Annotated in this window: 24 protein-coding genes; 8 read left to right on the top strand and 16 right to left on the bottom strand. The window is 56.5% G+C overall.

Annotated features, from left to right (window positions below):
• Window positions 1-12 precede the first annotated feature (12 nt).
• On the top strand, window positions 13-1,860 hold the full coding sequence (locus ACFIO0_RS19140; RefSeq protein ID WP_390911994.1) for an FAD-dependent monooxygenase: 1,848 nt from the start codon (window positions 13-15) through the stop codon (window positions 1,858-1,860).
• Here ACFIO0_RS19140 and rsmD read toward each other — a convergent pair.
• On the bottom strand, window positions 1,857-2,411 hold the full coding sequence (rsmD, locus tag ACFIO0_RS19135) for a 16S rRNA (guanine(966)-N(2))-methyltransferase RsmD (RefSeq protein WP_390911993.1): 555 nt from the start codon (window positions 2,409-2,411) through the stop codon (window positions 1,857-1,859). The genes ACFIO0_RS19140 and rsmD overlap by 4 nt on opposite strands.
• On the bottom strand, window positions 2,408-3,613 hold the full coding sequence (locus ACFIO0_RS19130; protein WP_390911992.1) for an FAD-dependent oxidoreductase: 1,206 nt from the start codon (window positions 3,611-3,613) through the stop codon (window positions 2,408-2,410). Before ACFIO0_RS19130 ends, rsmD begins: the two co-directional genes overlap by 4 nt.
• A 107-nt stretch (window positions 3,614-3,720) precedes the next feature.
• Between ACFIO0_RS19130 and ACFIO0_RS19125 the strand changes: the two genes are divergently transcribed.
• The gene (locus tag ACFIO0_RS19125; RefSeq protein ID WP_390911991.1) at window positions 3,721-4,209 is read left to right on the top strand and encodes a redoxin family protein; all 489 of its coding nucleotides are present in this window, start codon (window positions 3,721-3,723) and stop codon (window positions 4,207-4,209) included.
• A gap of 57 nt (window positions 4,210-4,266) precedes the next feature.
• Here the strand turns inward: ACFIO0_RS19125 and ACFIO0_RS19120 are convergent, their stop codons facing one another.
• From ACFIO0_RS19120 to ACFIO0_RS19090, 7 genes are read right to left on the bottom strand one after another with little or no spacing between them, the layout of a single operon-like run.
• Entirely contained in the window at window positions 4,267-5,124 is an 858-nt protein-coding gene (locus ACFIO0_RS19120) for a mechanosensitive ion channel domain-containing protein (protein WP_390911990.1), read from the bottom strand.
• Window positions 5,121-5,423: a 4a-hydroxytetrahydrobiopterin dehydratase gene (locus ACFIO0_RS19115; RefSeq protein WP_390915370.1), complete on the bottom strand. Its 303-nt coding sequence runs from the start codon at window positions 5,421-5,423 to the stop codon at window positions 5,121-5,123. The genes ACFIO0_RS19120 and ACFIO0_RS19115 overlap by 4 nt, the downstream gene beginning before the upstream one ends.
• Window positions 5,420-6,607: a GNAT family N-acetyltransferase gene (locus tag ACFIO0_RS19110; protein ID WP_390911989.1), complete on the bottom strand. Its 1,188-nt coding sequence runs from the start codon at window positions 6,605-6,607 to the stop codon at window positions 5,420-5,422. The genes ACFIO0_RS19115 and ACFIO0_RS19110 overlap by 4 nt, the downstream gene beginning before the upstream one ends.
• A 51-nt stretch (window positions 6,608-6,658) precedes the next feature.
• On the bottom strand, window positions 6,659-7,486 hold the full coding sequence (locus ACFIO0_RS19105; RefSeq protein WP_390911988.1) for a glycerophosphodiester phosphodiesterase family protein: 828 nt from the start codon (window positions 7,484-7,486) through the stop codon (window positions 6,659-6,661).
• The gene (locus ACFIO0_RS19100; protein ID WP_390911987.1) at window positions 7,483-7,941 is read right to left on the bottom strand and encodes an Atu1372/SO_1960 family protein; all 459 of its coding nucleotides are present in this window, start codon (window positions 7,939-7,941) and stop codon (window positions 7,483-7,485) included. The genes ACFIO0_RS19105 and ACFIO0_RS19100 overlap by 4 nt, the downstream gene beginning before the upstream one ends.
• 26 nt (window positions 7,942-7,967) lie before the next feature.
• Complete coding sequence (locus tag ACFIO0_RS19095; RefSeq protein WP_390911986.1) at window positions 7,968-9,281, bottom strand: HlyD family type I secretion periplasmic adaptor subunit; 1,314 nt, start codon at window positions 9,279-9,281, stop codon at window positions 7,968-7,970.
• Window positions 9,278-11,014 (bottom strand): type I secretion system permease/ATPase, encoded by a 1,737-nt coding sequence (locus ACFIO0_RS19090; protein WP_390911985.1) that lies wholly within the window; start codon window positions 11,012-11,014, stop codon window positions 9,278-9,280. The genes ACFIO0_RS19095 and ACFIO0_RS19090 overlap by 4 nt, the downstream gene beginning before the upstream one ends.
• Window positions 11,015-11,181: 167 nt before the next feature.
• Here ACFIO0_RS19090 and ACFIO0_RS19085 point away from each other — a divergent pair, with 167 nt between their 5' ends.
• Together ACFIO0_RS19085 and ACFIO0_RS19080 are read left to right on the top strand one after the other, a co-directional pair.
• A complete protein-coding gene (locus tag ACFIO0_RS19085) occupies window positions 11,182-11,943 on the top strand; it encodes an MlaA family lipoprotein (RefSeq protein WP_390911984.1) in 762 nt (253 codons plus the stop codon).
• Window positions 11,944-11,946: 3 nt separating this feature from the next.
• Window positions 11,947-12,543 carry an ABC transporter substrate-binding protein gene (locus tag ACFIO0_RS19080; protein ID WP_390911983.1) on the top strand — a complete coding sequence of 199 codons (597 nt, stop codon included), beginning with the start codon at window positions 11,947-11,949 and terminating at the stop codon, window positions 12,541-12,543.
• A 7-nt stretch (window positions 12,544-12,550) separates the two neighbouring features.
• Here the strand turns inward: ACFIO0_RS19080 and ACFIO0_RS19075 are convergent, their stop codons facing one another.
• Window positions 12,551-14,728 (bottom strand): PBP1A family penicillin-binding protein, encoded by a 2,178-nt coding sequence (locus tag ACFIO0_RS19075; protein ID WP_390911982.1) that lies wholly within the window; start codon window positions 14,726-14,728, stop codon window positions 12,551-12,553.
• A 265-nt stretch (window positions 14,729-14,993) separates the two neighbouring features.
• Here ACFIO0_RS19075 and ACFIO0_RS19070 point away from each other — a divergent pair, with 265 nt between their 5' ends.
• Window positions 14,994-15,332, top strand: coding sequence for a P-II family nitrogen regulator (locus ACFIO0_RS19070; protein ID WP_390911981.1), 339 nt, complete (start codon window positions 14,994-14,996; stop codon window positions 15,330-15,332).
• A 26-nt stretch (window positions 15,333-15,358) separates the two neighbouring features.
• Complete coding sequence (gene amt, locus ACFIO0_RS19065; protein WP_390911980.1) at window positions 15,359-16,693, top strand: ammonium transporter; 1,335 nt, start codon at window positions 15,359-15,361, stop codon at window positions 16,691-16,693.
• Window positions 16,694-16,706: 13 nt separating this feature from the next.
• On the opposite strand, the gene ACFIO0_RS19060 is transcribed toward amt, so the two are convergent.
• A complete protein-coding gene (locus ACFIO0_RS19060; protein WP_390911979.1) occupies window positions 16,707-16,925 on the bottom strand; it encodes a hypothetical protein in 219 nt (72 codons plus the stop codon).
• Window positions 16,926-17,081: 156 nt separating this feature from the next.
• Between ACFIO0_RS19060 and ACFIO0_RS19055 the strand changes: the two genes are divergently transcribed.
• The gene (locus tag ACFIO0_RS19055) at window positions 17,082-17,231 is read left to right on the top strand and encodes a hypothetical protein (RefSeq protein WP_390911978.1); all 150 of its coding nucleotides are present in this window, start codon (window positions 17,082-17,084) and stop codon (window positions 17,229-17,231) included.
• A gap of 33 nt (window positions 17,232-17,264) precedes the next feature.
• Here ACFIO0_RS19055 and ACFIO0_RS19050 read toward each other — a convergent pair whose 3' ends face one another.
• The 4 genes from ACFIO0_RS19050 to smpB form a co-directional block, all read right to left on the bottom strand.
• Complete coding sequence (locus ACFIO0_RS19050; RefSeq protein ID WP_390911977.1) at window positions 17,265-18,449, bottom strand: aromatic amino acid transaminase; 1,185 nt, start codon at window positions 18,447-18,449, stop codon at window positions 17,265-17,267.
• A gap of 1 nt (window position 18,450) precedes the next feature.
• Window positions 18,451-19,320: a 3-mercaptopyruvate sulfurtransferase gene (gene sseA / locus ACFIO0_RS19045; RefSeq protein WP_390911976.1), complete on the bottom strand. Its 870-nt coding sequence runs from the start codon at window positions 19,318-19,320 to the stop codon at window positions 18,451-18,453.
• A gap of 156 nt (window positions 19,321-19,476) precedes the next feature.
• Window positions 19,477-19,767, bottom strand: a complete 291-nt coding sequence (locus ACFIO0_RS19040) for a hypothetical protein (protein ID WP_390911975.1) — start codon at window positions 19,765-19,767, stop codon at window positions 19,477-19,479.
• Window positions 19,768-19,899: 132 nt separating this feature from the next.
• Window positions 19,900-20,379 (bottom strand): SsrA-binding protein SmpB, encoded by a 480-nt coding sequence (gene smpB / locus ACFIO0_RS19035; protein WP_390911974.1) that lies wholly within the window; start codon window positions 20,377-20,379, stop codon window positions 19,900-19,902.
• 206 nt (window positions 20,380-20,585) lie between these two features.
• Here smpB and ACFIO0_RS19030 point away from each other — a divergent pair, with 206 nt between their 5' ends.
• Window positions 20,586-21,179 carry a GDSL-type esterase/lipase family protein gene (locus ACFIO0_RS19030; RefSeq protein ID WP_390911973.1) on the top strand — a complete coding sequence of 198 codons (594 nt, stop codon included), beginning with the start codon at window positions 20,586-20,588 and terminating at the stop codon, window positions 21,177-21,179.
• 92 nt (window positions 21,180-21,271) lie between these two features.
• Here ACFIO0_RS19030 and ACFIO0_RS19025 read toward each other — a convergent pair whose 3' ends face one another.
• Entirely contained in the window at window positions 21,272-22,090 is an 819-nt protein-coding gene (locus tag ACFIO0_RS19025; RefSeq protein WP_390911972.1) for a sulfotransferase family 2 domain-containing protein, read from the bottom strand.
• Between the last annotated feature and the right edge of the window lie 70 nt (window positions 22,091-22,160).

Genomic DNA, 22,160 nt, shown 5'->3' with positions numbered 1-22,160 from the left:
TAAGGGACGCGCATGCAATACCATTTGAACGGCTACACGTCTGGCGATCCGGCAATCCATTCGGACCAGAGCGACGCGACTGATACCTTGCCCGAAGCCGTTGACGTTTTGATTGTTGGATGCGGTCCTACGGGCCTGACGCTCGCGGCCTATCTGGCGCAATTTCCAGACATCACGACCTGCATTGTCGATCAGAAACCCGGACCCTTAAAGGTCGGTCAGGCAGATGGAATCGCCTGCCGCACAATCGAGATGTTTCAAGCTTTTGGCTTTGCCGAAAAGGTCGTGAAAGAGGCGTATTGGGTCAATGAAACCTGCTTTTGGAAACCCGATCCAGACGCCCCTCAAAACATCACGCACACCAACACGATCAAGGACACAGAAGACGGTTTGTCTGAATTCCCGCACGTGATCCTGAACCAAGCCCGCGTGCACGATTTCTACCTCGAGGTGATGCGAAATGGCGCGGCCTCGATCCAGCCGGTTTACAGCCAACAGCTTGAAGACGTCGTGGGCAACACGGCCACCTTTGCACACACCCAAACGGGCACACGAAAGACGGTTACCGCCAAATACATCATCGGTTGCGAAGGCGCGCGCAGCACGGTGCGCAAATCCATCGGACGCAAACTGCAAGGCGATTCAGCCAACAAAGGCTGGGGTGTGATGGACATTTTGGCCGTCACTGATTTCCCTGATATTCGGCGCAAAGCCGTGGTTCAATCCGCATCCGAAGGGTCGATCCTGATCATCCCGCGCGAAGGCGGGTACATGGTGCGGATGTACATCGAGCTTGAAAAATTGCCCACAGGCGAACGTGTTTCAGGACAAAACGTGACTGTTGATCAGTTGATCGCGGCCGCCCAACGCATTCTACATCCTCACAAACTGGACGTAAAAGACGTGGTGTGGTGGTCGGTCTATGACATCGGGCAACGGCTGTGTGACCGGTTCGATAATGGCAGCAAAGACAGCGATCCGACTGTGTTTATCGCCGGGGATTCATGCCACACGCACAGCCCAAAAGCGGGCCAGGGCATGAATGTTTCCATGGGTGATGCGTTCAATCTGGGTTGGAAGCTGGCCGGCGTGTTACGTGGAACCTACGCGCCTGGAATCTTGAACACCTACACCCAAGAGCGCCAAACCGTGGCGCAGGAATTGATCGATTTTGACCGCGAATTTGCCCGTCAATTCAGCGCTCCTGTCAAATCGGATCGCAATCCAGATGGCGTTGATCCACAAGAACTTGAGCGGACATTTATCCAAGCGGGCCGGTTCACGGCAGGGACTGCGATCCGGTATTATTCGTCTAATGTTTGCGGCGACGAGCCGCATCAAGAACTCGCAACCGGTTTTCCCGTCGGCATGCGTTTTCATTCAGCGCCAGTCATGCGTTGGTCTGATGGCAAGCCTATGCACCTTGGGCACACGGTTGTCGCGGATGGGCGCTGGCGCGTCTTTGCCTTTGCTGACCGGAAAAGTGTTAAGCTGAACAGGCTGTGCGACTGGCTGGACACTGACCCGCACGCGCCGATCCAGACCTACACCCCCAAGGGCGCCGACAGCGACAATGTCATTGACCTGCGCGCGATTTATCAAACCGGTGACCTGACAGCCGAGGGCACCCCACCAATCCTGATGCCCTCAAAAGGACGTTTCGGATTAACAGATTACGAGAAGATCTTTTACGCCGATCATGACAACGATATCTTTGATCTGCGCGGGATTGATCGAACATCCGGTTGCATCGTTGTTGTCCGGCCCGACCAGTATGTTGCACATGTTTTGCCGCTGGATGACCATGCTGGCTTGTCCGCATTTTTTGACCGGTTTATGCGGCGACCGACCGTGGGCTAACCCACATAATCCAACACAGTGACATGCGTGTCGCCGTAGCGGCGATGGCCGCGCAAATCGAAACCAATGGGGGCTTGCATTGGTGTGCTTTCTTCCCAAACGATCGTCGCATCCGGTGCGAACCAGCTGCCTTTGAATGCCGCGCCCAACGCCGCCTGCCCCATGGATTTGCCGTAGGGCGGATCAAGAAAAACCAGATCAAAGGGGTCGCCAGAAACAGCGCCCAATTTGGTCGCGTCCATTCCCAAAACCTGCACCTGATCTCGGCACCGCAACTTGTCGAGGTTTTGTGAAATCAAACGCTGCGCAACCCGTCCGTTTTCGACCAAGACTGCCTCGTGCGCACCGCGTGAAACGGCCTCAAGCGCCAGTGCGCCTGTACCTGCAAACAGGTCCAAAACACGGGCGTTTTCGATCACGCCCAAGTGGGTCAGCATGGAAAACAGGCTTTCGCGCACGCGGTCTGACGTTGGGCGCAAATGCGCGCCAGCGTCACCCTTGCCGACCTGCGCCAGCGCTGTGCTGCGCCATTTTCCCGCGATGATCCTCACGCTTTCAACAAGGCTTTCATGTCGGTATCAGGGTCCGCAATCGCCGCGCGGCTGGGGGATTTTCCCGCCTCGATCAGACGCTTGCCAATCATGTAGCCACGCGGGTCGTTCATCGCATCTACTGCCAACAATGTGTCGCCGGAATAGTACCAAAACGAAGTCGCCCCATCCACGCGACGCGTCACCACGTTGTCATATCCGGTGTTCAAACCTGCGATCTGCAATTTGACGTCATACTGATCAGACCAGAACCACGGCTTTGCGATGTATTCTTTGGCATTGCCCAAGATGTTCTCGGCCGCAACTTCGGCTTGTTCGATCGCATTGGGCACGCTTTCCAAACGAATTCGCCCGCCCTGATACGGAAAGGACACGCAGTCGCCCGCCGCCCAAATATGCGGCTCTGATGTGCGCCCTCTGGCGTCAACGCTGATGCCATTCACCACCGCCACACCGGCCTGTTCAGCCAAGCCTGTTGAGGGCGCGATGCCAACACCGACGATCACAAAATCAGCCTCCAGTTTGGTGCCGTCAGTCAACAGCGCACCGCGCACCGTTTGTTGCCCTAACAGACGCTCCAGTCCGACGCCTTCGCGAATATCGACGCCGTGACGAGTGTGCAGATCGCGAAAGAAATCACTGGTCTCAGAGGCGGCAACACGTTGTAAAATGCGGTCCGACATTTCAACCAGCGTGACGTTCAGGCCCAGCTTTGACGCGACGGCCGCCGCCTCTAGCCCGATGTAGCCACCACCGACAATCAACACCTTTGCGCCCTCAACACATCGTGGGGCCATTGCATTCACATCAGCTAGGGTGCGTACCGTAAACACGCCGTCCAGATCACCGCCAATGCTGGCAGGCAAACGGCGCGGCGTTGATCCTGTGGTCAGCACCAGATCGTCATACGGCATCACGTCGCCGTCCACCGTAACAGTCTGTGCCCTTGCATCAATCGATGTCACGCGCGCGCCCATCCGCAGATCGATACCGTTGTCGGAATAAAAGCTCTCAGGACGCAAGAACAACCGCTCCAGCGTCATGTCACCCAGCAGATACGCCTTGGACAATGGGGGGCGCTGATAGGGCGGCACAGGCTCTTCCCCGATCAAAGTAATCTTGCCTTTAAAATCCGAATTGCACAGTTTGGCGACAAACGACGACCCCGCCTGTCCGGCACCAACAACAATAACTTTGTGCATTCTCAACTCCTCGTCGTGAAACCTTTGGCGAAACCACTGGTCGGCTTACGTCACGGACCCTATATCGTCATACAAGACAAACACAATTCCCCAGAGAGGCAATAACCATGGCGATCAAACAAGGCGACACACTTCCCGACACAACTTTGGTAGAAATGACGGCGGACGGCCCTTCGCCGGTCAAGCTGTCTGACAAAACCGCAGGCCGCAAAGTTGTGATTTTTGCGGTTCCGGGCGCGTTCACACCGACCTGCCATTCCGCGCATGTGCCCAGCTTTATCCGCACCAAAGATCAGTTTGATGCCAAAGGCGTCGACGAAATCATCTGCGTCTCCGTGAACGACCCCTTTGTGATGAAAGCATGGGGCGAAGTGACCGGCGCCACCGAAGCAGGGATCACGATGCTGGGCGATGCAGAAAGCGCGTTCACCACAGGCATCGGCATGGATTTCTCGGCACCACCTGCCGGCCTGATGGCCCGCTCAAAACGCTACGCAATGCTGGTCGAAGACGGCACCGTGACGTTGCTGCAAGAAGAAGAAAACCCTGGCGTCTGTGACGTATCGGGCGGCGAAGGCCTACTGGCGTCGATGTAGCCACCAAATCAAAATGTCGTAAAAGGCCCCTGCTTGCGGGGGCCTTTTTCCGTTGGATCAACCGTCCTTGGCGGGCGGCATCACCATCATGCGTGTCGGGAACGGAATATCGATGCCATCCAGATCCAACGCCTCTTTCATTTTGCGTTTAATGTCGGCCTGATAGGTAAAGTAATCCTTGGAATCGACCCAAGCCCGCACAATGAAATCAACCGAACTTTCGCCCAGATTGTTCACCTGAATGAACGGTTCGGGGTCCGCGTGGGTGCGCTCATCCGCCAGAACAACTTTGCGAATGACATCTTCGGCTGACTTCAGGTTCACGCCGTACCCAACGCCAAACGTCCACTCTGCCCTGCGGGTTTTATAGACCGAGTAATTCTCCATCGTGTTGCCCCAAACCTTTGAATTGGGGATGATGATCTGCACGTTGCCGACGCTGGCCAGTTCCGTGAAATTCAGCGTCACGTCTTTGACTGTGCCCATTTTGCCGTTCACTTCGACAAAATCACCGATCTTGAGCGGACGAAACAGGATCAGCATCACACCCGCCGCCACATTCGACAGCGTGCCTTGCAACGCCAGCCCGATGGCCAGCCCCGCCGCACCGACAGCGGCAATAATCGACGTGGTTTGAATGCCGAACGTGTTCATCAAAATCAGCGCGGTAAACCCAAGCACGATGTAGCGTACAAGCGAGCCCAGAAAGTTGAACAGCGTGTTGTCCAAATGTTTGTGACCCAGACCGATCCTGCGCACGCGACGCCCCAGCCACGCCGCCACAATCCAGCCAACCAGCAAAATCATGACCGCGCCAACAATCGATCCCGCAGTTGATGCCAGCATTTCCAGCGTCAGAAAATCAGAGACCGGTTTGCCCTGCCAAATCGGGTAGTTCAGAATGTCCTGGATCATGCGTGCTCTGCCAGACCGTCCATTTTACGCGCCATTTTCACGTCCAGCGTGCTTAGGCCGTCAACGTCATGCGTGGTCAAAACCACATTCACGGTCGAATACACATTGTCCCACTCAGGGTGGTGGTTCCATTTTTCGGCCCAGATCGCGACCCGGGTCATCCAGCCGAATGCGTCTGCGAAATCAGCAAACTTGAAAGTCTTGAAAATCGCATCACGGTCTTCCTGCACGGTCCAACCGGTGGCGACCAAAGGATCTAGCAGCGTACCGCGTGTCTCTTCACTTAGGCGTTCCATTATTCCTGTTCCTCAACTTCGGCCCGCTTAAAGGGTCCGTATTCCGTCAAAATCTCGATCTCTTCTTCGACCGCTTCACGTTCAGCTTTTAGATAGGATCCGATTGCCTCTGCAAAACCCGGATCGCCCACCCAATGCAAGCTGTGTGTTTGTGTCGGCAAATACCCGCGCGCCAATTTGTGTTGGCCCTGCGCACCTGCTTCGACCGTTCCAAGCCCGTCCGCAATAGCGATGTCGATGGCCACATAATAGCACAATTCAAAGTGCAGGCAGGGATGGTGTTCGTTGCAGCCCCAATAGCGGCCATACAGCGTGTCGCGCCCAACAAAGTTCAGCGCACCGGCGACCCATCGCCCGTCGCGTCGCGCCAAAACCAGCGCCAAGTCATCGCGCAATGTCTCTTGCGCAATATCGAAAAACTGACGTGTCAGATAGGGCGTGCCCCACTTGCGCGCACCGGTGTCCTGATAGAATTCCCAGAACGCATCCCAATGTTCGGGTTCAATCTGATCACCGCGCAGAATGACAATTTCGCCGCCAAAAGCCTGCGCTTGCGCCCGTTCCTTGCGGATGTTTTTGCGCTTTCGCGAACTGAGCGAGCCAAGGAAATCATCAAAGCTGCCGTAGCCGTCATTGAGCCAGTGAAACTGCTGCGTCATGCGCGGCATCAGCCCCATTTCGGCACCCTGTTCTGCCTCTGCTTGGGTACAGAACGTCACGTGCAGCGATGAAATCTGATTGTTCGCGGCCAGTTGTGTGGCCCCTTGGGTCAGCGCGGCGAACCCCGTTTCGGCAAAATCAGGCCTGACCAAAAACCGCCGACCTGTCGCGGGCGTGTGGGGTACAGCGATCTGCAATTTCGGATAATACCGCCCGCCTGCCCGCTCGTAGGCCTGCGCCCAATTGTGATCAAAGATGTATTCGCCCTGACTGTGCTGTTTGACGTACAGGGGGGCCACGCCGATCACTTCGCCCGCCAGCTTTGCCATCAAATATTGCGGTTGCCATCCGGTGCCCGGACCAACCGATCCGCTGTCTTCCAGCGCGCTCATGAACCGGTAGGTCGTGAACGGATCATTCGGGCGGCCGCCATCCGCGACCTCGGGGCACGCGCAGGCATCCCAGTCTGTCTGACCGATCTGTGCAATCTCGGACACAATCGTGATTTCGACTTCTTGCTGGCTCATCTTAACCTTACGCGTTGATTTTCTTAGTATGTGTAGCGCGCAGAGGCAGGTTCAACTGCGAAGTGCCGCCAAATATCCCTCAAAGGTGATATTCTGCACAACTTCGCGTGCTTGTGTTTCTTGCGCAGCCGAACGCACCGTCCAACACAGGATATCCGCGCCGTTTTCCTTTAGCTCAAGCACACGGGGGCGCGTGACGTCATCGACCTCGTGACTGACAAAGCTAGAGCGGGTACGTTCGAAATCCGGAATGGCGCGCAGGTGATCGCACACAACTTTTGACAGCGGCCAGTCATCAGGGTCATAGGCGCTGGTCACAATTCCACGCGGCACCTCGGGCATCAGATCGGCCATCATCCCAACGGAATTGGGGTTGAATGACATCAACCCAACAGGCCCGCCGTAGCCGCACAAAATGTCCGCCGTGGCATGTTCTAGCGCACCGATGTTGGTGCCCATCGCGCCGTCTTGATCCTTGAGTTCGATCAGCAACGGCACTTGCCCCGCCACGATTTCCAGAACCTCGGCCAGATCGGGAATGCCTTCGTCGCTGCCCGTCAACGGGATCGCAGCCAGATTTTGCGCAGATCGCAAACGGACAGGCCCTTTGTCGCCGGTCAGCCGGTCCAACGCGTAGTCGTGAAACACCATCGCGCGGTTGTCGGAACTAAGCTGCAAATCGATCTCGATCCCGTACCCTGCTGCAATTGCGGCACGGATCGCCGCACGACTGTTTTCCGGACGCCCGTCTGACACATCATGCAAAGCACGATGCGCAAGCGGAAGCCGCAGAAAATCTGCCGGCAGATACGGGATCGTTTGGGCCGTTTTTTGGCCAATCGTAGGGCCGGTCGTAGGGCCAGTCACAGGGGCGGTCATTTGATTTGGAACGTGCCTTCGATCTCGACCGCAACGCCAAAGGGCAAGGACGCCGCTGACACCGCAGCGCGGGCATGTCGACCCGCATCACCAAAGACCGCGACCATGAAATCGGACGCGCCATTGATCACCGCAGGCTGTTGGTCAAATTCGGGGGTCGAATTCACAAATCCGCCCAGTTTCACGACCTTGACGACGCGGTCCAAGTCGCCGTCACAGGCGGCTTTCAATTGCGCGATCAGGCTCAGCGCACAGGCTTTGGCGGCTTTAGCGCCCCCTTCGACGTCAACATCTGCGCCCAGTTTTCCGACGATCGGACCTGTGGGTCCAACCGAAATTTGACCCGAAATGTAGACCATGTCATCGACGATCACGTAGGGCACGTAGTTGCCCGCAGGTGCGCTGGCGTCGGGCAGTGTGACGCCCAGTTCGGTTAGTCGGGATGCAATGTTCATAAAGGAATGTCCTTGTTCGTCTGGATTTAGGATTCGCGGAAGGCGCGGTTAAAATAGTCAGCCACAGGTTTGATCAGGTACGCAAGCGGTGATCGATCCGCCGTGCGCACAAATGCCTCGACCGGCATGCCGGGGATCAAAACATCGCCTTCGTTCAGCTTGGATACTTCGCCTGCGTTCAACGCAATTTCGGCGCGGTAATACGTGAGGCCACGTGCCTCGTCTTCGAACGAGTCGGCCGAAATCAGGGTGACCTGCCCGATCAATTCGGGCGTGGTGCGTTGATCAAGCGCCGAAAAGCGTAGGTTCACCTGCTGGCCGATCACGATCTGGTCGATGTGAATAGGTTCGACGCGCACAACGATCAGCAACGGGCGGTCCTGCGGGATCAAATACAGTACGGGATCCGCGGCCCGAATGACCGAACGGGGTGTCTGCACGCTCATGTCGTAGACAATGCCGGCGACGGGCGCGCGGATGTCCAACTGGTCGATTTCGACCTTGGTTGCCGCGCGTTGTTCGACCAGTTCCAATTCCCGATAGCGCAAATCCCGAAGGCTCGTAATCGCCTCTTCGCGGCGTGCGGTGCCCAGTTTCAGCACTTCGATGTCGATCTCGGTAACGCGCCCTTCGGACTCAGCCTTAGAGGCAGCAAGCTCCCCTATTTGGCCTGCCAAACTTGCCTCTTGGCGCTGTAACGCAAGCACGGTGCCTGCTTGGGCCAGCCCACGATCCAAAAGTGTTTGTTGGCTTTGCAGTTCTTCTTTGATCAAGTCCAACTGACGCGAAAGCGACGTTTCCTGCGCCGCGATACCATCGATTTGGTTGCCGATCTGACTGCGACGTTTGCTAAGTTGCTGGGTTTCGCGTGACACCGAATCGCGGCGGGCAAAGAACAGATTGCTCTGGCCATCGACCAGTTCCTGAATGTCAGGGTTGGTGGCCGCAGCCGCCAACAAACCGTCTTCGAATTCCATAACAACATCGCCGTCACGTTCGGCTTCTAGTCGGGCACGGCGCGCTTGCAGTTCAAACAACTGACTTTCCATGATCACCAGCTGCGAGGTCAGGATCTTATCGTCCAACCGCAACAGCACATCCCCTGCCTTCACCGCATCGCCTTCGCTCACGGAAATCTCGGCAACTGTGCCACCGATTTGATGCTGCACAATTTGGCGGTTCTGGTCGACCTCAAGACGGCCGGGCGCAATGATCGCGCCAGCAATCTGGCTAAACGTGGCCCATGCCATGAACCCGCCGAACAATCCAACAAGCGCAAAAAAACCCAAGGTTGTCGGAAACTTTGCCGACCATGTTTTGCTGTCTTCAGGCGTGCTCATGTCACCCCTCCTGCACCGGCGGGTGCTTTTTGAATTTGTTGGTGGTTTTGAACCTTGGATTTCAAAACTTCGTCCTTGGGACCAAAGGCTGTGGCTTGGCCGTTGTCGATCACCAGCAGCATGTCACATTCCTGAATTGCTGCAGGGCGATGCGCCATAATCATCACCGCGCCTCCACGGGCTTTGATGTTACGGATCGCCATGTTCAACGCCTCGCTGCCGAGGTTATCAAGGTTCGAATTCGGCTCGTCCAGAACAACAATCACCGGATCGCCGTACATTGCGCGGGCCAGTCCGATCCGCTGCATTTGCCCGCCGGACAGGCGGTGCTGTGCGGCATTCACGCGGGTGTCATAGCCGTCTGGCAGCTCGAGGATCATCTCATGTGCCGCCGCAGCCTTGGCCGCTTTGACAACCTTTTCCGCATCCGGTTGCGCCACAAGACGCGCGATATTTTCAGAAATCGTCCCGTCAAACAGCTGCACACGCTGGGGCAAATAGCCGACGTGTTGGCCTAGTATCGCGGGTTCGTAATGCTCAAGCGCTGCGGCGTCCAAACGCAAGGATCCCCCCGCAGGGCGCCAAACGCCAGTAACCGCACGCGCCAGTGTCGATTTGCCAGCCCCCGATGCACCGATCACACCCAAGGCGTGACCCGGTTTCAGATCGAAATTCAAACCACGCAAAGCAGCGGTTTTCTGGCCCGGCGGCACCACGGTTAACCCTTTGGCGACAAGATGCGCTTTGGGCACAGGCAACGGCGTGCGCGGGGCTTCTGGTGCCACGGTGCCCAGCAGTTCGGCCATCGTGTTCCACCCCTTAGAGGCGCGCTGCACAACCGGCCATTGGTTCAACATCATCTCGACAGGCGCAAGCGCGCGACCCAACAGGATCGACCCTGCGATCATCGCACCCGGAGTCATTTGATCCTGCAACACCAGATATGCGCCCATGCCCAGCATTGCCGATTGCAGAAACAACCGCAGCGTTTTGGTCAGCGACGAGAAACCACCAGACACGTCGGTTGCTTTGATTTGTCCCTCAAGGGCTTTGTTGCGCAAAATCTGCCAGCGGCTAAAGGCAGCATCCCGCATTCCCATCGCTTGGACCATTTCGGCCTCGACGCGGATTTGCTCGGACAAACCACCGGCCCGTTGACCGGCAACGCCTGCCTCAAGTTGTGGGCGCTTTGACAGCAATTGGTTGGCAAGCGCGATCAGGATCAACAGCACCGCGCCGCCCAAGGCCATGAAGCCGAGCATCGGATGAAACACAAAAATGCCGGCCAAAAAAATCGGCGTCCACGGCAAATCGAAAAACGCCATCAACACCGGCGAGGTCAGCAAACGCTGTACAGATTCCAGATCGCCCAGCCCCGATTGGGTTTGCAGATCAGGCGCAATCGCAGATTTCCGGACAACAGCATCAAACACACGGCGATCTAGCGTGGCCTGAAACCGCGCACCAACCCGCGCCATAATGCGGCTGCGGGTGAATTCCAAAATCCCCATGATACCGTATAAAAACACTACCAACAGTGACAGCGCGAACAGCGTTTCTTCGGATTTACTGCCTAAAACGCGGTCATACACCTGCAGCATATACATCGGTCCGGTCAGCATCAGCAGGTTCGCAAACATACTAAACAGACCCACGGTCCAATACAGGCTACGGCTTTGAGCGCGGGCGCTGCGCAATTCCGTCAGCCCCTGAGCTATAATTTTATGTTGCATCGGCACCTTTTCGCCTGTGATACGTGCACCTTAGCACAATTGATGGCAATGTGCCTACGTGACCCGTGTCACGCAAGTGCCACATGGATGCAAAAACATGCCAAGGCTATGGGCATTACAACGTAAAGTATTACTTAGGCGTTAAATCGCTCGCTCGGAGACGTCTGTTGAACTATTTTACTGAAGCTTTTCGCATACTTGGTCGACTAACCCCTCTTAGCGCCGTTGCGTTTGTTGCTGCATGTGCAGTGCCAGAGGGATCGCCAGATGGCATTTATGATCCGTACGAGGCGCAAAACCGCAAGGTTCACGCCTTTAATCGCGGCTTGGACAAGGCGATCGTTCGCCCCACTGCGCGTAGCTATTCCAAGGTTTTGCCCGACGAAATCGAAGATTCTGTCGGCAATTTTGCCGAAAACCTCGGCCAGCCTAGTGTGGTCGTAAATTCCTTGTTGCAGGGCGACGTTAAGGGCGCAGGCATCGCCACATCCCGTTTCCTGACAAACACTGTTTTGGGCTTGGGCGGTTTTGTTGATGCGGCGACGGAATTCGACATGCCCGAACATTCTACCGACTTTGGCGAAACACTGTACACTTGGGGTGTCGGCGAAGGGCCATACGTGGAACTGCCAGTGCTCGGCCCATCCACACAACGCGACACGACGGGTAAGATCGTCGATCTGTTCACCAACCCCCTTAGTTATGCGGTCGACAGCCCTGAAAAATACTATGGCACCGGTGCCAGCGTGGCATCCCGCCTAAGTGATCGGGGGCGCTATTCCGAAACGATCGATTCGATCCTATATGAAAGTGCTGACAGCTACGCTCAGGCGCGTCTGATCTATCTGCAAAACCGCCGGTTTGAATTGGGTGATGACTCTTCAAACAGCGAAATCGATCCATTCGAACTGGACACACAAGGGTTCTAAATTATGAAACGTCGTTCTTTTATCAGTGCAGCAATCGCCAGCTTTGGCGTGCTTCCGTTCATGTCAGGCGCGGCATCCGCCCTGAACGAAGGACGGGCTAAAACCCTCATCGACACGTTGGTGGCTGACATCAACAAAGTCATCGCATCCGGCAAATCAGAGCCATCAATGTACCGCGAATTCGAGCGGATCTTTGCGCGCTACTCCGACACCTCCTACATTTCGGCCTATGCCATGGGCAACGACGGGCGCCGCGCGTCCTCAAAGCAGAAGTCCTCGTTTTCCAAAGCGTTCCAAGGCTACATTGCGCGCAAATACGGCAGCCGTTTCCGTGAATTCATCGGTGGCCAGCTAGAGGTCAAAAGCGTCAAAAAGGTCAAGCAATGGTACGAAGTAAAGACATTGGCCAGGCTGCAAGGCCAGTCACCGTTTGACGTGACTTTTCATGTGTCTGACCGTTCTGGCAAAGATCTGTTTTTCAACATGTACATCGAAGGCATCAATCTGCTGCTGACCGAACGCACCGAAGTCGGCGCATTGATCGACCGCAATGGCGGCGACATCGACAAGATGATCAAAGCCCTAAAATCAGCGTCCTAAGACACTATCAACGGTCCCCGCCACTTGGTGAGGGGCCGTTGCCGCCTGATCCACCACCCAGCAATTCCCGCAATAGATTTTCGATAATGCCTTCGTTGGTCCGCGGCTTTGGCGTGCCTTGATCCAATGCAGGATCACGTGCACCAATCGGCGCGCTCATCGGCAATGGTTTTTGCGGCACACCTTCGTGCACGCGTTTCATCACTTCGCGCCAGATGTCTGTGGGCAGTCCGCCGCCCGTCACACCCTGTAACTTGGTGTTGTCATCGTAGCCCATCCAGACGCCGGTCACGTAGTCGCCCGTAAAGCCGATGAACCACGCGTCTTTCGCGCCTTGGGTCGTGCCGGTTTTGCCAGCAATCTCGCGATCACCGAACTGCGCACGCCGCCCGCTGCCTTCGCTGACAACCTTTTCCATCATCCAGACCAACTGCGCCGCCGAGCTTTCCTGGATCACCCGTTCCTGAATACCGCCGCCGGTGCCCATCAGCGGTTCTTCATCCCCCTGCAGGCGCAGCTCAACCAATCCGAAAGGTGCAACCGCAGACCCCCCGTTCAAGATACCCGCATAAGCTCCGGTCATTTCGATCAACGTGCTTTCCGACACGCCCAATGCCAGCGCAGGGCCCACAGCCAGATCGCTTTTGATGCCAAAGTCGGAGGCCACACGACGCACCAGATCACGCCCCACGCTTTCGGAGACTTTGACCGCTGGAATGTTCAGTGAATCCTTTAATGCCGCCGCCAGCGTCACCTGCCCGGAAAACCGTTTGGTGTAGTTCTTGGGGCACCAATTGCCCGACCCCGGTGTGTCCCAACAGGTTGGCTCGTCCACCAAAGTATCAAGCGGGGAATAGCCCAAATCCAAGGCCGCCGCATAGACAAACGGTTTGAACGCCGATCCGGTTTGACGCAGCGCTTGGGTCGCGCGATTAAACGCACCAACCACTTTGGTTTCGCGCCCGCCAACCATGGCCCGCACCGCGCCATCCGCGCTCATCACGACGATCGCCGCTTGCGCTTTGGACCCTTCGCGGACCTTGTTGTCGAAAATCCATTGCAGCCCGTCTTCGGCCGCTTTTTGCAGGCGTTGATCCAGCGTCGTGCTGATGATCACGTCTTCTGTCGTGTTGCGGGTGAAAAATTCCGGACCGGATGCCATGACCCAATCCGCAAAATAGCCACCCGCCTGTTTTTGGGCGGCTTGCGACAGAACGGCTGGCTTGGCCCGGGCTGCTGCTTCTTCGGTTTTGGTCACGTAGCCTTGTTCGCGCATCAGACGCACGACGGTCGCGGCACGGTTCTGGGATCGCTCAAGGTTCTGGGTCGGGGCCAGCGTCGACGGAGCGGTCAGCAAACCTGCCAGCATCGCGCCCTCTGAGACGTTCAGAATCAACGAAGATTTGCCGAAATAGCGCTGCGACGCGGCCTCGGCCCCATACGCCCCACCGCCCATGTAGGCGCGGTTCAGGTAGATCGAAAGGATGTCATCCTTGGAGTATTTGGCCTCCATCGCCAGCGCATACACTGCCTCTTTTGCCTTACGGCTGAGCGACCCACGGCGGCAATCACGAACGTATTCCGCCTCGTTTTTCCAGTCGGCAGGATCGTATTCGACACCAAGGCACAGCAGCTTGGCGGTCTGTTGCGTGATGGTCGACCCACCGTGACCACTCAGCGGTCCGCGCCCTTCGCCAAGGTTGATGCGCACGGCACTCGCGATGCCACGCGGGCTAAGACCAAAGTGGCGGTAGAACCGTTTGTCCTCGGTTGCGACAACTGCATTTTTCAAATGCCGCGACACGGTATCTGCCCGCACAGCCCCACCAAATTGATCGCCGCGCCACGCAAAAGTATCGCCGTAGCGATCCTCTAGAATGACCGACCCACGCGCGCGCCCGTCTAGCAATTTGTCCAGGGCTGGCAACGTGACGAACACGTATCCGACGGCCAACGCCAGCGCCAGCATCGCGACAACACCACTGCGCCACGTGATCTTCCAGATCAGGCGAAACACCCAACGGATGACCCGCAAGAAAAAGCCCAAAATCCCGCCGCGTGCCGGTTTTTTTGGCGTAAGCCGCTTTTTGGTCGGCGTCTTTTTGCGTGCGGCCGGTTTAGGTTTCGCAGATGAATAGCGTTTATCAGCGACCAAAGGCCGCCTGCGCTTGGAGGAATCACTCATAAATGGCCTGCCCGGCTCTGTTTTTCATAGTTGTTGCCCCATACTAACGTGGCTGGGGCGAAATGACAGGCCGTTCATTTCGCATTCCTCATGAGAATTTCGCCTAACTTTTGTGCAGTTGCAGCATTTTGCGCAAATTTTATGCACATGCCCTAAATTTCACCCTCAAAAACCACCGCCAACGGTTCACGCCGTCACGCAGATTTGCCCTTTTAACAGGCACAAGTTGCGCAACATCGCGGCGGCAATCATAGGGGAAAATGTAGTGAAACTGATCATTGCAACAATCAAACCGTTCAAGCTGGAAGAGGTGCGCGAAGCCCTCACCACGGCAGGCGTACGCGGCATGATGGTGACCGAAATCAAAGGCTTCGGATCACAATCAGGGCACACGGAAATCTACCGCGGCGCGGAATACGCGGTGAACTTTGTACCCAAAATCAAGCTGGAATTGGTCGTGCCCGCCAGCACTGCGGACGAGATCGTCCAGACCATCACAAAAGCGGCGCACACCGGCAAAATTGGCGACGGCAAAGTGTTTGTCCTCGACGTTCAACAGGCCGTGCGTGTGCGTACCGGCGAAATCAACGACGACGCATTATAAGCGCCGCTCAATAGGGAAACGGATACATGAAACTACTCAAACCTCTTGTTGGTGCCGCAGCGATTGCCGCGCTGCCGACGCTCGGATTGGCCCAAGACGGCCCCGTCGCTGGCGTGAATGCCGCGACCGATACGGTCTTTATTCTGAACTCGTTGCTGTTCCTTGTGGGCGGCTTTTTGGTGTTCTTTATGGCCGCTGGTTTTGCCATGCTCGAGGCCGGCCTTGTGCGCGGCAAGAACGTGACAATGCAGCTGACCAAGAACATGGCGCTGTTTTCACTGGCGACGATTTTCTACTACCTGATCGGCTACAACCTGATGTACCCGTTGGGCACGTGGTCGGTTGAAGGCGTCCTGTCCGGCGTCTTTGGCCCCGGCGTTCTTGAGGCCGTTGGCGTCACCGCAGCAGACGCTGACGATTACGGTTACGCCTCTACCGGTTCCGACTTTTTCTTTCAGTTGATGTTCTGTGCGGCGACCGCATCGATCGTGTCAGGTGCCTTGGCTGAACGCATAAAACTATGGCCTTTCCTGGCATTTACAGTGGTTCTGACGTCAATCATCTACCCGATCCAAGCCTCTTGGAAATGGGGCGGCGGCTTCTTGGACACCATGGGTTTCCTCGATTTCGCAGGCTCGACTGTTGTGCACTCAGTCGGTGGTTGGGCGGCCTTGGTAGGCGCGCTGATCCTCGGACCACGCATCGGCAAATACAAAGACGGACGCACCATTCCAATGCCCGGCTCGAACCTGACACTGGCCACTCTGGGTACATTTATCCTGTGGATGGGCTGGTTCGGATTTAACGGCGGCTCGCAATTGGCGATGGGCACCGTGGGCGATGTGGCCGACGTATCGCGCATCTTTTCCAACACAAACGCAGCCGCAGCAGGTGGCGCTTTGGTCGCTCTGATCCTGACGCAACTGCTGTATAAAAAGCCTGACCTGACGATGATCTTGAACGGTGCATTGGCGGGCCTCGTGTCCATCACGGCCGAACCGCTGACACCGTCCTTGGGTGTGGCAACCTTGATCGGTGGCGTCGGTGGCGTGATCGTGGTCTTTGCGGTTCCCTTCCTCGACAAGCTGAAAATCGACGACGTGGTTGGCGCGATCCCTGTGCACCTTTTTGCAGGCATCTGGGGCACCATCGCGGTGGTCTTTACCAACCCTGATGCGTCGCTCGGCACCCAGCTTTATTCCATCTTGGTGGTCGGTCTCTTTACCATCGTGGCCTCGGGTGTTGTCTGGATGATCCTGAAAATGACAGTCGGCATTCGCGTCGGTGAAGAAGAAGAAATCACTGGTCTCGACAAATCCGAAATGGGCATGGAAGCCTATCCTGAATTCTCAAACGGCTAAGGATTCTCCCCCCTTAAAGACGATCAGAGAAATACCTGCCCGGGCGTGTCATGCGCCCGGGTTTTGCCATGTCTAACGCAGCGTTCGACGGATTAACGAAGACCAAAACCATCGAAATGCGAATGCAGCGGGCAGAGTTCTGCACAGATTCCAGCCATTTCTGCACAGTTCTGCTGATCAAGATCAGGCGAAATTCGGGGCGTTTCAGCACAACTGCACAGTTTAGGGACAATTCTGTGCAGTTTTCAAAACCACGCCCCGACAACACGGCCAATTCGGCAAAACAGCCGAACTTTATTGCCTCACTTCGCCGACCTCATTTTGAACTGCCGGTTCCAATCCAGACGCAAACCTTCTACAGCAGGCTAAATTCTGGAAAGGATACCCAATGCCTAAATCCAAAAAGCCAAAGGCGAAACGCCCGGCGACCAAGCAGATCGACAAACCAACCTGGTACCAAGAGCTAAACGGAGCCGGCGGCAAACAGCGCGCGCGTCCCGTCACAGCTGGCAAGAAATCTCAGAACAAACCTGCTTAGGCCTGTCCTGATCTTAAATACTCAAATCAGACGTCAGATGCCCGCGTCGATGATGGCTTTGGCCAGAATCGGCACAGTCTGGGCGTTCAGACCGGCGATGTTCATGCGGCTGTCACCGACCATGTAGATGCCCGCGTCGACGCGCAGTTTTTCGACCATCTCGGGCGTGGTGCCGAGGCGTGAAAACATGCCGCGGTGTTCGGCCAGAAACCCGAACCGGTCAGAGCCGGACAGACGTTGCAATTCAGCTGCCAGCGACTTGCGCAGACCCAGCATGTTGGTGCGGATTTCCTCCAGCTCAGACATCCAGTCGGCGCGCATCACGTCATCGTTCAGGATCATCGTGACCAGACGTGCGCCGTGATCGGGCGGAAAGCTAAAGTTCTGACGGTTGAGGAACGCCAGCGTCTGCTGGTTCAACCCTTTGGCGGACGTGTCGGTCGACATGACCATCAACATGCCCGTGCGCTCGCGGTAAATGCCAAAGTTCTTGGAACAGCTGGCCGCGATAATGCATTCCGGCACCGAAGACACAACGGCGCGGGTGGCGGCGGCGTCAACCTCTAGCCCGTCACCAAACCCTTGGTAGGCGATGTCGACCATCGGGGTCGCACCAGTTTCCAGCAACACGGCAATCACGTCTTGCCATTGCGCTGCGTTCAAATTCGCGCCCGTCGGGTTGTGACAGCAGCCGTGCAGCAGCACCACGTCGCCCTTTTTGGCGGTCTTCAGATCTTCGATCAAACCGTCGAAATCAACGCCACGGGTTTCGTCATCAAAGTAACGGTATTCGACAATCTCCATCCCGAGATATTTCAGGATCGACGGGTGGTTTGGCCATGTCGGGTTCGACAGAAACACGCGCGCGTCTGGCCGCGCCATCTGGATTAACTCGAACGCTTGGCGGATCGCGCCCGTGCCACCGGGGGTCGCCGCAGCCGCCACAGTTTCGCGCGGCACAGCGTCGCCCAGAACCAGTTTCACCATCGCATCGCCGAACGCCGGATCGCCGACCAGACCGACGTAGGATTTGCTGTCTTGCTCTTCCCACAACTTGTGCTCGGCCGTTTTGATCGCCCGCATCACCGGGGTCAGGCCCGTTGCGTCTTTGTAGACACCGACGCCGAGGTCGATCTTATTTTCACGTGGGTCTTCGCGGTATTGCGCCATCAGCGCGAGAATTTTGTCAGCGGGTTGTGACTGTAGCGTTTCGAACATTTTAGGCGTCTCCGGTTGCGACAGGAACGGTGGGGAACATGCCCCATTCGGTCCAGGATCCATCGTACAAAGACCAGCTGTCGTGACCCATCCGTTCCAGCGCAAGCGCAAGAATGGCAGCAGTCACACCGGACCCGCAGGTGGTGATGATTGGTTTTTTCAGATCGACGCCAGCAGCCTTGAAAATGGCGCGGGTTTGATCGGGCGATTTCATGGTGGCGTCGGCGTTCAGCAGCTCGGTGTAGGGCACGCTGCGCGCACCGGGGATGTGACCGGACCGCAGGCCTTTACGTGGTTCAGGGGCCTCGCCGCGGAAACGGGCGGCGGCACGGGCATCAACGATCTGGCTGGTCCCCAGCTTGGACGCAGAGGACACCTGCGTGACGTCGCGCACCAGATGGTTCTGGAACCGCACGGTCATGTGGCGATCACGAATGACGGGGGGCATGTCTTCGATTTCGCGGCCCTCGGCCTGCCATTTAGGGAAACCACCGTCCAGCACCGCAATGTTCATCTGACCCATCAGGCGGAACAGCCACCAAACGCGGGCTGCCGAAAACAGTCCGGCGCTGTCGTAGACAACAATCTGATGCCCGTCCCCAACGCCCATCGCACGCATCCGCGACATGAATTTCTCGACCGGAGGCACCATGTGCGGCAAATCAGATCGCCCGTCGCTGACGTCATCAATGTCAAAGAACCGCGCACCCGGAATGTGGGCCGCATCATATTCGGCGCGGCCATTGCGATCGATGCCCGGCAAAAACAGCGAAGCATCAAGCAGCCGCAAATCGGGGTCCTTGAGGTGCTGGGCAAGCCAGTCCGTCGATACAAGTGTGCGTGGATCGTCGCCTAGAACAGTGTCAGCCATCTCGGTCCCTCCGTCGGCGTGGAAATACGCCCTTTTGCTAACGGTATGAAGGGGTCGAGGCAAGGTGCAAGGTCATAAGTTTCCCGCACCGTTTGGCCAAACACTTGGCCACTAAAACGGAATGGGCACCAGAGGCGGCACCCATTCCAAAAATCGTTACTTGGACATCATGTTGCGGGCAACACCGACCAGAGCCAGCAAACCGCCGCCACCAACGCCGCCACCGACAACTTGGCCAATGATCGCGCCGAAATCGAGCCCACCGGCCCCACCAGCGGCACCGGCCAGATCAGGCGCGCCAATCGCACTCAGGATCGTGCCACCAAGACCACCACCAACAATACCCGCGATCGAGTTGATCAGGGTGCCTTGGTTCAAGCTACCCAGCAGTTTACCCGCAGCGTTGCCACCGACAGCACCGGACAAAAGACCAATAATAAGTTCCATATTCGTATTCCCTGTTGGAGGTCTTTTTATTGTGCAGCCCAGTGCCCCCACCCGATGCTGCGTTGACAACCTAAGAGAGACTCGATTTCCAAATAAGGGGAATAATGCGGCAAACGGACCCGTAACCTAGGGTTAACCGTTGTCTTTCATCAGACGGGATTTCTGGCGGGACCAGTCGCGTTTCGCCTCGTTGGCGCGCTTGTCGTGGTTCTGTTTGCCCTTGGCGATGCCCAGCTTGATCTTGGCCAGACCACGGTGGTTAAAGTACATCACGATCGGCACCAGCGTCATGCCTTTGCGCTGCGTCGCGGTCCACAGATCAGACATTTGCTTGCGGCTGACCAACAGTTTGCGGCGACGGCGCTCGACGTGTTTGAACGTGCGCGCGCCTCTGTAGGGCGCGATGTAGCTGTTCACCAACCACAATTCACCATCCTCGACCGCCGCATAGCTTTCGGCGATGTTGGTGCCGCCGACGCGCATGGATTTCACCTCGGACCCCTCAAGGATGATACCGCATTCGATGTCATCGCTGATGGCATAATCAAAGCGCGCGCGCCGGTTTTCGGCGATCACTTTGTAGTTTGGGTCTGATTTGGTGTTCTGTGACATGACTTTGGGATGTAGGGTTTGTCTGGCAAAGGCGCAAGGTATCAACGGGATTGGTCATGTTTTGATCATAGTTTGTCGTTATCGTGTGACGAATATTGACGACGTAATGAGTTGAGGACGACATGCGCCAAATCCGATTTCTACTGCAAATTTTAGCTATTTGTCTAATTTCCAGCACCGCCACAGCCCAAGAAAAGGCGCGCATCATGGCGATGGGCGATTCGTTCTTTGCGTTTTATCGCAGCTCTGGCCAATCGATCCCTGACATCGTCGGCAAGGCACTCAAACGGCCGGTCGAAAACCGGTCCGTGTCAGGGGCCCGCATCATCTACAAACTGCCCCTGTCCGGCAGCCTCGGGTTCAACATTTCAAAACAATACCGGCCCGGCCAATGGGAATGGGTTTTGATGAACGGCGGCGGCAACGATTTGTGGCTCGGCTGCGGGTGCTCTGATTGCCGGCGCAAAATGGACAAGCTGATTTCAAAAGACGGCAAACGCGGTGAAATTCCAAGACTGGTGGCCAAAGTGCGCAGCGGAAAATCGCGTGTGATCTACGTGGGTTACTTGCGCTCACCCGGCTTCGGCTCGCCCATCGAAAGCTGCCGCGATGACGGCGATGAACTGGAACGCCGCCTCGCCCTGATGGCCAAGCGTGACAAAGGCGTGTGGTTTGTGCCCGTCAAAGACATGGTGAAAAGCGGTGATAAATCCTACCACGCCGCTGATCGCATCCATCCGTCAGTCAAGGCCAGCCGCAAAATCGGCCAACGCGTCGCCGGCGTAATCGCCGCAAACTAACAGCACACTTCGCCGCTTGTTCTGATCCAAAATACTCTGGGGGAGTCGCACAGCGACGGGGGCAACGCCCCCATCCGCATCACAACAAAAGTTCAGTCACCAAGCTTTTTGTGCACTTCGTGTAGGTCAATCTCACCAATCGGCAACTTGTTGGCCGGGTTTTCAAAATCATATTTGAACACGTCAAAATCGCGTTTGAAAATCTCGTAGACCAGATGCATCGACATATCGTCGAAATAATCCTCGACGGGATGCGCGCGCTTTGGGCCATGCCCTTCGGATTCGTTGAACCGCGGGATCGTTTCCAGATCAACCGCATGCGGTGATTCGATCGCACCCAGCACGTCGGCCATGCCTTCGTTGAACTTTTCCGTCCAGATGATTTTGTCGTACTGCCCGCCGTTCACGATGAACGTGCTGACGTGGCCCGACATCGCAGACCAGTGAATGTCCGGATCCATCGGACGGCGCCAGCGAATGGTGTCACGGGCAAACAGCAGGAACCGGCGAAAGGATTTGATCTGGTCAAATTCCTGCTTGCCGTCATCACCGCCCACTTCGATCCCGTATTTTTGAACCAACAACGGCACAAGATTACCGCGATAGCGCTTGCCGTTGCGCTGAATTCCGCAAATTTTATCAAAGAACGACGACAGAATCCGCGTGTAGGGATTGCGCACGCAGGTAAACGAATACGATTCGTGATTCTGCACATTCTGCGTGATCGGCCCCTGGCTGTTCTCAAGCGCCCACTTGTGCAGCCCGCCTTGGGCGTCATGAATGTCGCCGTCGAAAAATTCGCCGTGATCGGAAAAATGCATGATCTGACCAATGGTCGAACACGCGCATTTGGGCACCACGCGGTACACCATGCTTTCACTTTCCGTCATCCACGTTCCGGGAAAACCCATACTACTCGTCCTCTACGTTCGCGCGCTTTGATGCTTTTTGGCACTGTTTTATCGGCAACAGTTTGGTCTT

This window comes from Pseudosulfitobacter sp. SM2401 (assembly GCF_042932805.1).
Lineage (GTDB): Bacteria > Pseudomonadota > Alphaproteobacteria > Rhodobacterales > Rhodobacteraceae > Ascidiaceihabitans.
The sequence above is the reverse complement of the archived record's forward strand: the minus strand, read 5'-3'. Positions and strand labels throughout refer to the sequence as shown.

Excerpts from the sequence above, each read along its gene's own strand:
- ACFIO0_RS19100 (WP_390911987.1), bottom strand. The coding sequence starts at position 7,941 with ATGAACATTGCATCCCGACTAACCGAACTGGGCGTCACACTGCCCGAC.
- ACFIO0_RS19125 (WP_390911991.1), top strand. The coding sequence starts at position 3,721 with ATGGCGATCAAACAAGGCGACACACTTCCCGACACAACTTTGGTAGAA.
- ACFIO0_RS19105 (WP_390911988.1), bottom strand. The coding sequence starts at position 7,486 with ATGACCGCCCCTGTGACTGGCCCTACGACCGGCCCTACGATTGGCCAA.
- ACFIO0_RS19080 (WP_390911983.1), top strand. The coding sequence starts at position 11,947 with ATGAAACGTCGTTCTTTTATCAGTGCAGCAATCGCCAGCTTTGGCGTG.
- ACFIO0_RS19030 (WP_390911973.1), top strand. The coding sequence starts at position 20,586 with ATGGCGATGGGCGATTCGTTCTTTGCGTTTTATCGCAGCTCTGGCCAA.
- amt (WP_390911980.1), top strand. The coding sequence starts at position 15,359 with ATGAAACTACTCAAACCTCTTGTTGGTGCCGCAGCGATTGCCGCGCTG.
- ACFIO0_RS19090 (WP_390911985.1), bottom strand. The coding sequence starts at position 11,014 with ATGCAACATAAAATTATAGCTCAGGGGCTGACGGAATTGCGCAGCGCC.
- sseA (WP_390911976.1), bottom strand. The coding sequence starts at position 19,320 with ATGGCTGACACTGTTCTAGGCGACGATCCACGCACACTTGTATCGACG.
- ACFIO0_RS19055 (WP_390911978.1), top strand. The coding sequence starts at position 17,082 with ATGCCTAAATCCAAAAAGCCAAAGGCGAAACGCCCGGCGACCAAGCAG.
- ACFIO0_RS19095 (WP_390911986.1), bottom strand. The coding sequence starts at position 9,281 with ATGAGCACGCCTGAAGACAGCAAAACATGGTCGGCAAAGTTTCCGACA.
- ACFIO0_RS19120 (WP_390911990.1), bottom strand. The coding sequence starts at position 5,124 with ATGATCCAGGACATTCTGAACTACCCGATTTGGCAGGGCAAACCGGTC.
- ACFIO0_RS19140 (WP_390911994.1), top strand. The coding sequence starts at position 13 with ATGCAATACCATTTGAACGGCTACACGTCTGGCGATCCGGCAATCCAT.
- ACFIO0_RS19130 (WP_390911992.1), bottom strand. The coding sequence starts at position 3,613 with ATGCACAAAGTTATTGTTGTTGGTGCCGGACAGGCGGGGTCGTCGTTT.
- smpB (WP_390911974.1), bottom strand. The coding sequence starts at position 20,379 with ATGTCACAGAACACCAAATCAGACCCAAACTACAAAGTGATCGCCGAA.
- ACFIO0_RS19110 (WP_390911989.1), bottom strand. The coding sequence starts at position 6,607 with ATGAGCCAGCAAGAAGTCGAAATCACGATTGTGTCCGAGATTGCACAG.
- ACFIO0_RS19075 (WP_390911982.1), bottom strand. The coding sequence starts at position 14,728 with ATGAGTGATTCCTCCAAGCGCAGGCGGCCTTTGGTCGCTGATAAACGC.
- ACFIO0_RS19040 (WP_390911975.1), bottom strand. The coding sequence starts at position 19,767 with ATGGAACTTATTATTGGTCTTTTGTCCGGTGCTGTCGGTGGCAACGCT.
- ACFIO0_RS19025 (WP_390911972.1), bottom strand. The coding sequence starts at position 22,090 with ATGGGTTTTCCCGGAACGTGGATGACGGAAAGTGAAAGCATGGTGTAC.
- ACFIO0_RS19050 (WP_390911977.1), bottom strand. The coding sequence starts at position 18,449 with ATGTTCGAAACGCTACAGTCACAACCCGCTGACAAAATTCTCGCGCTG.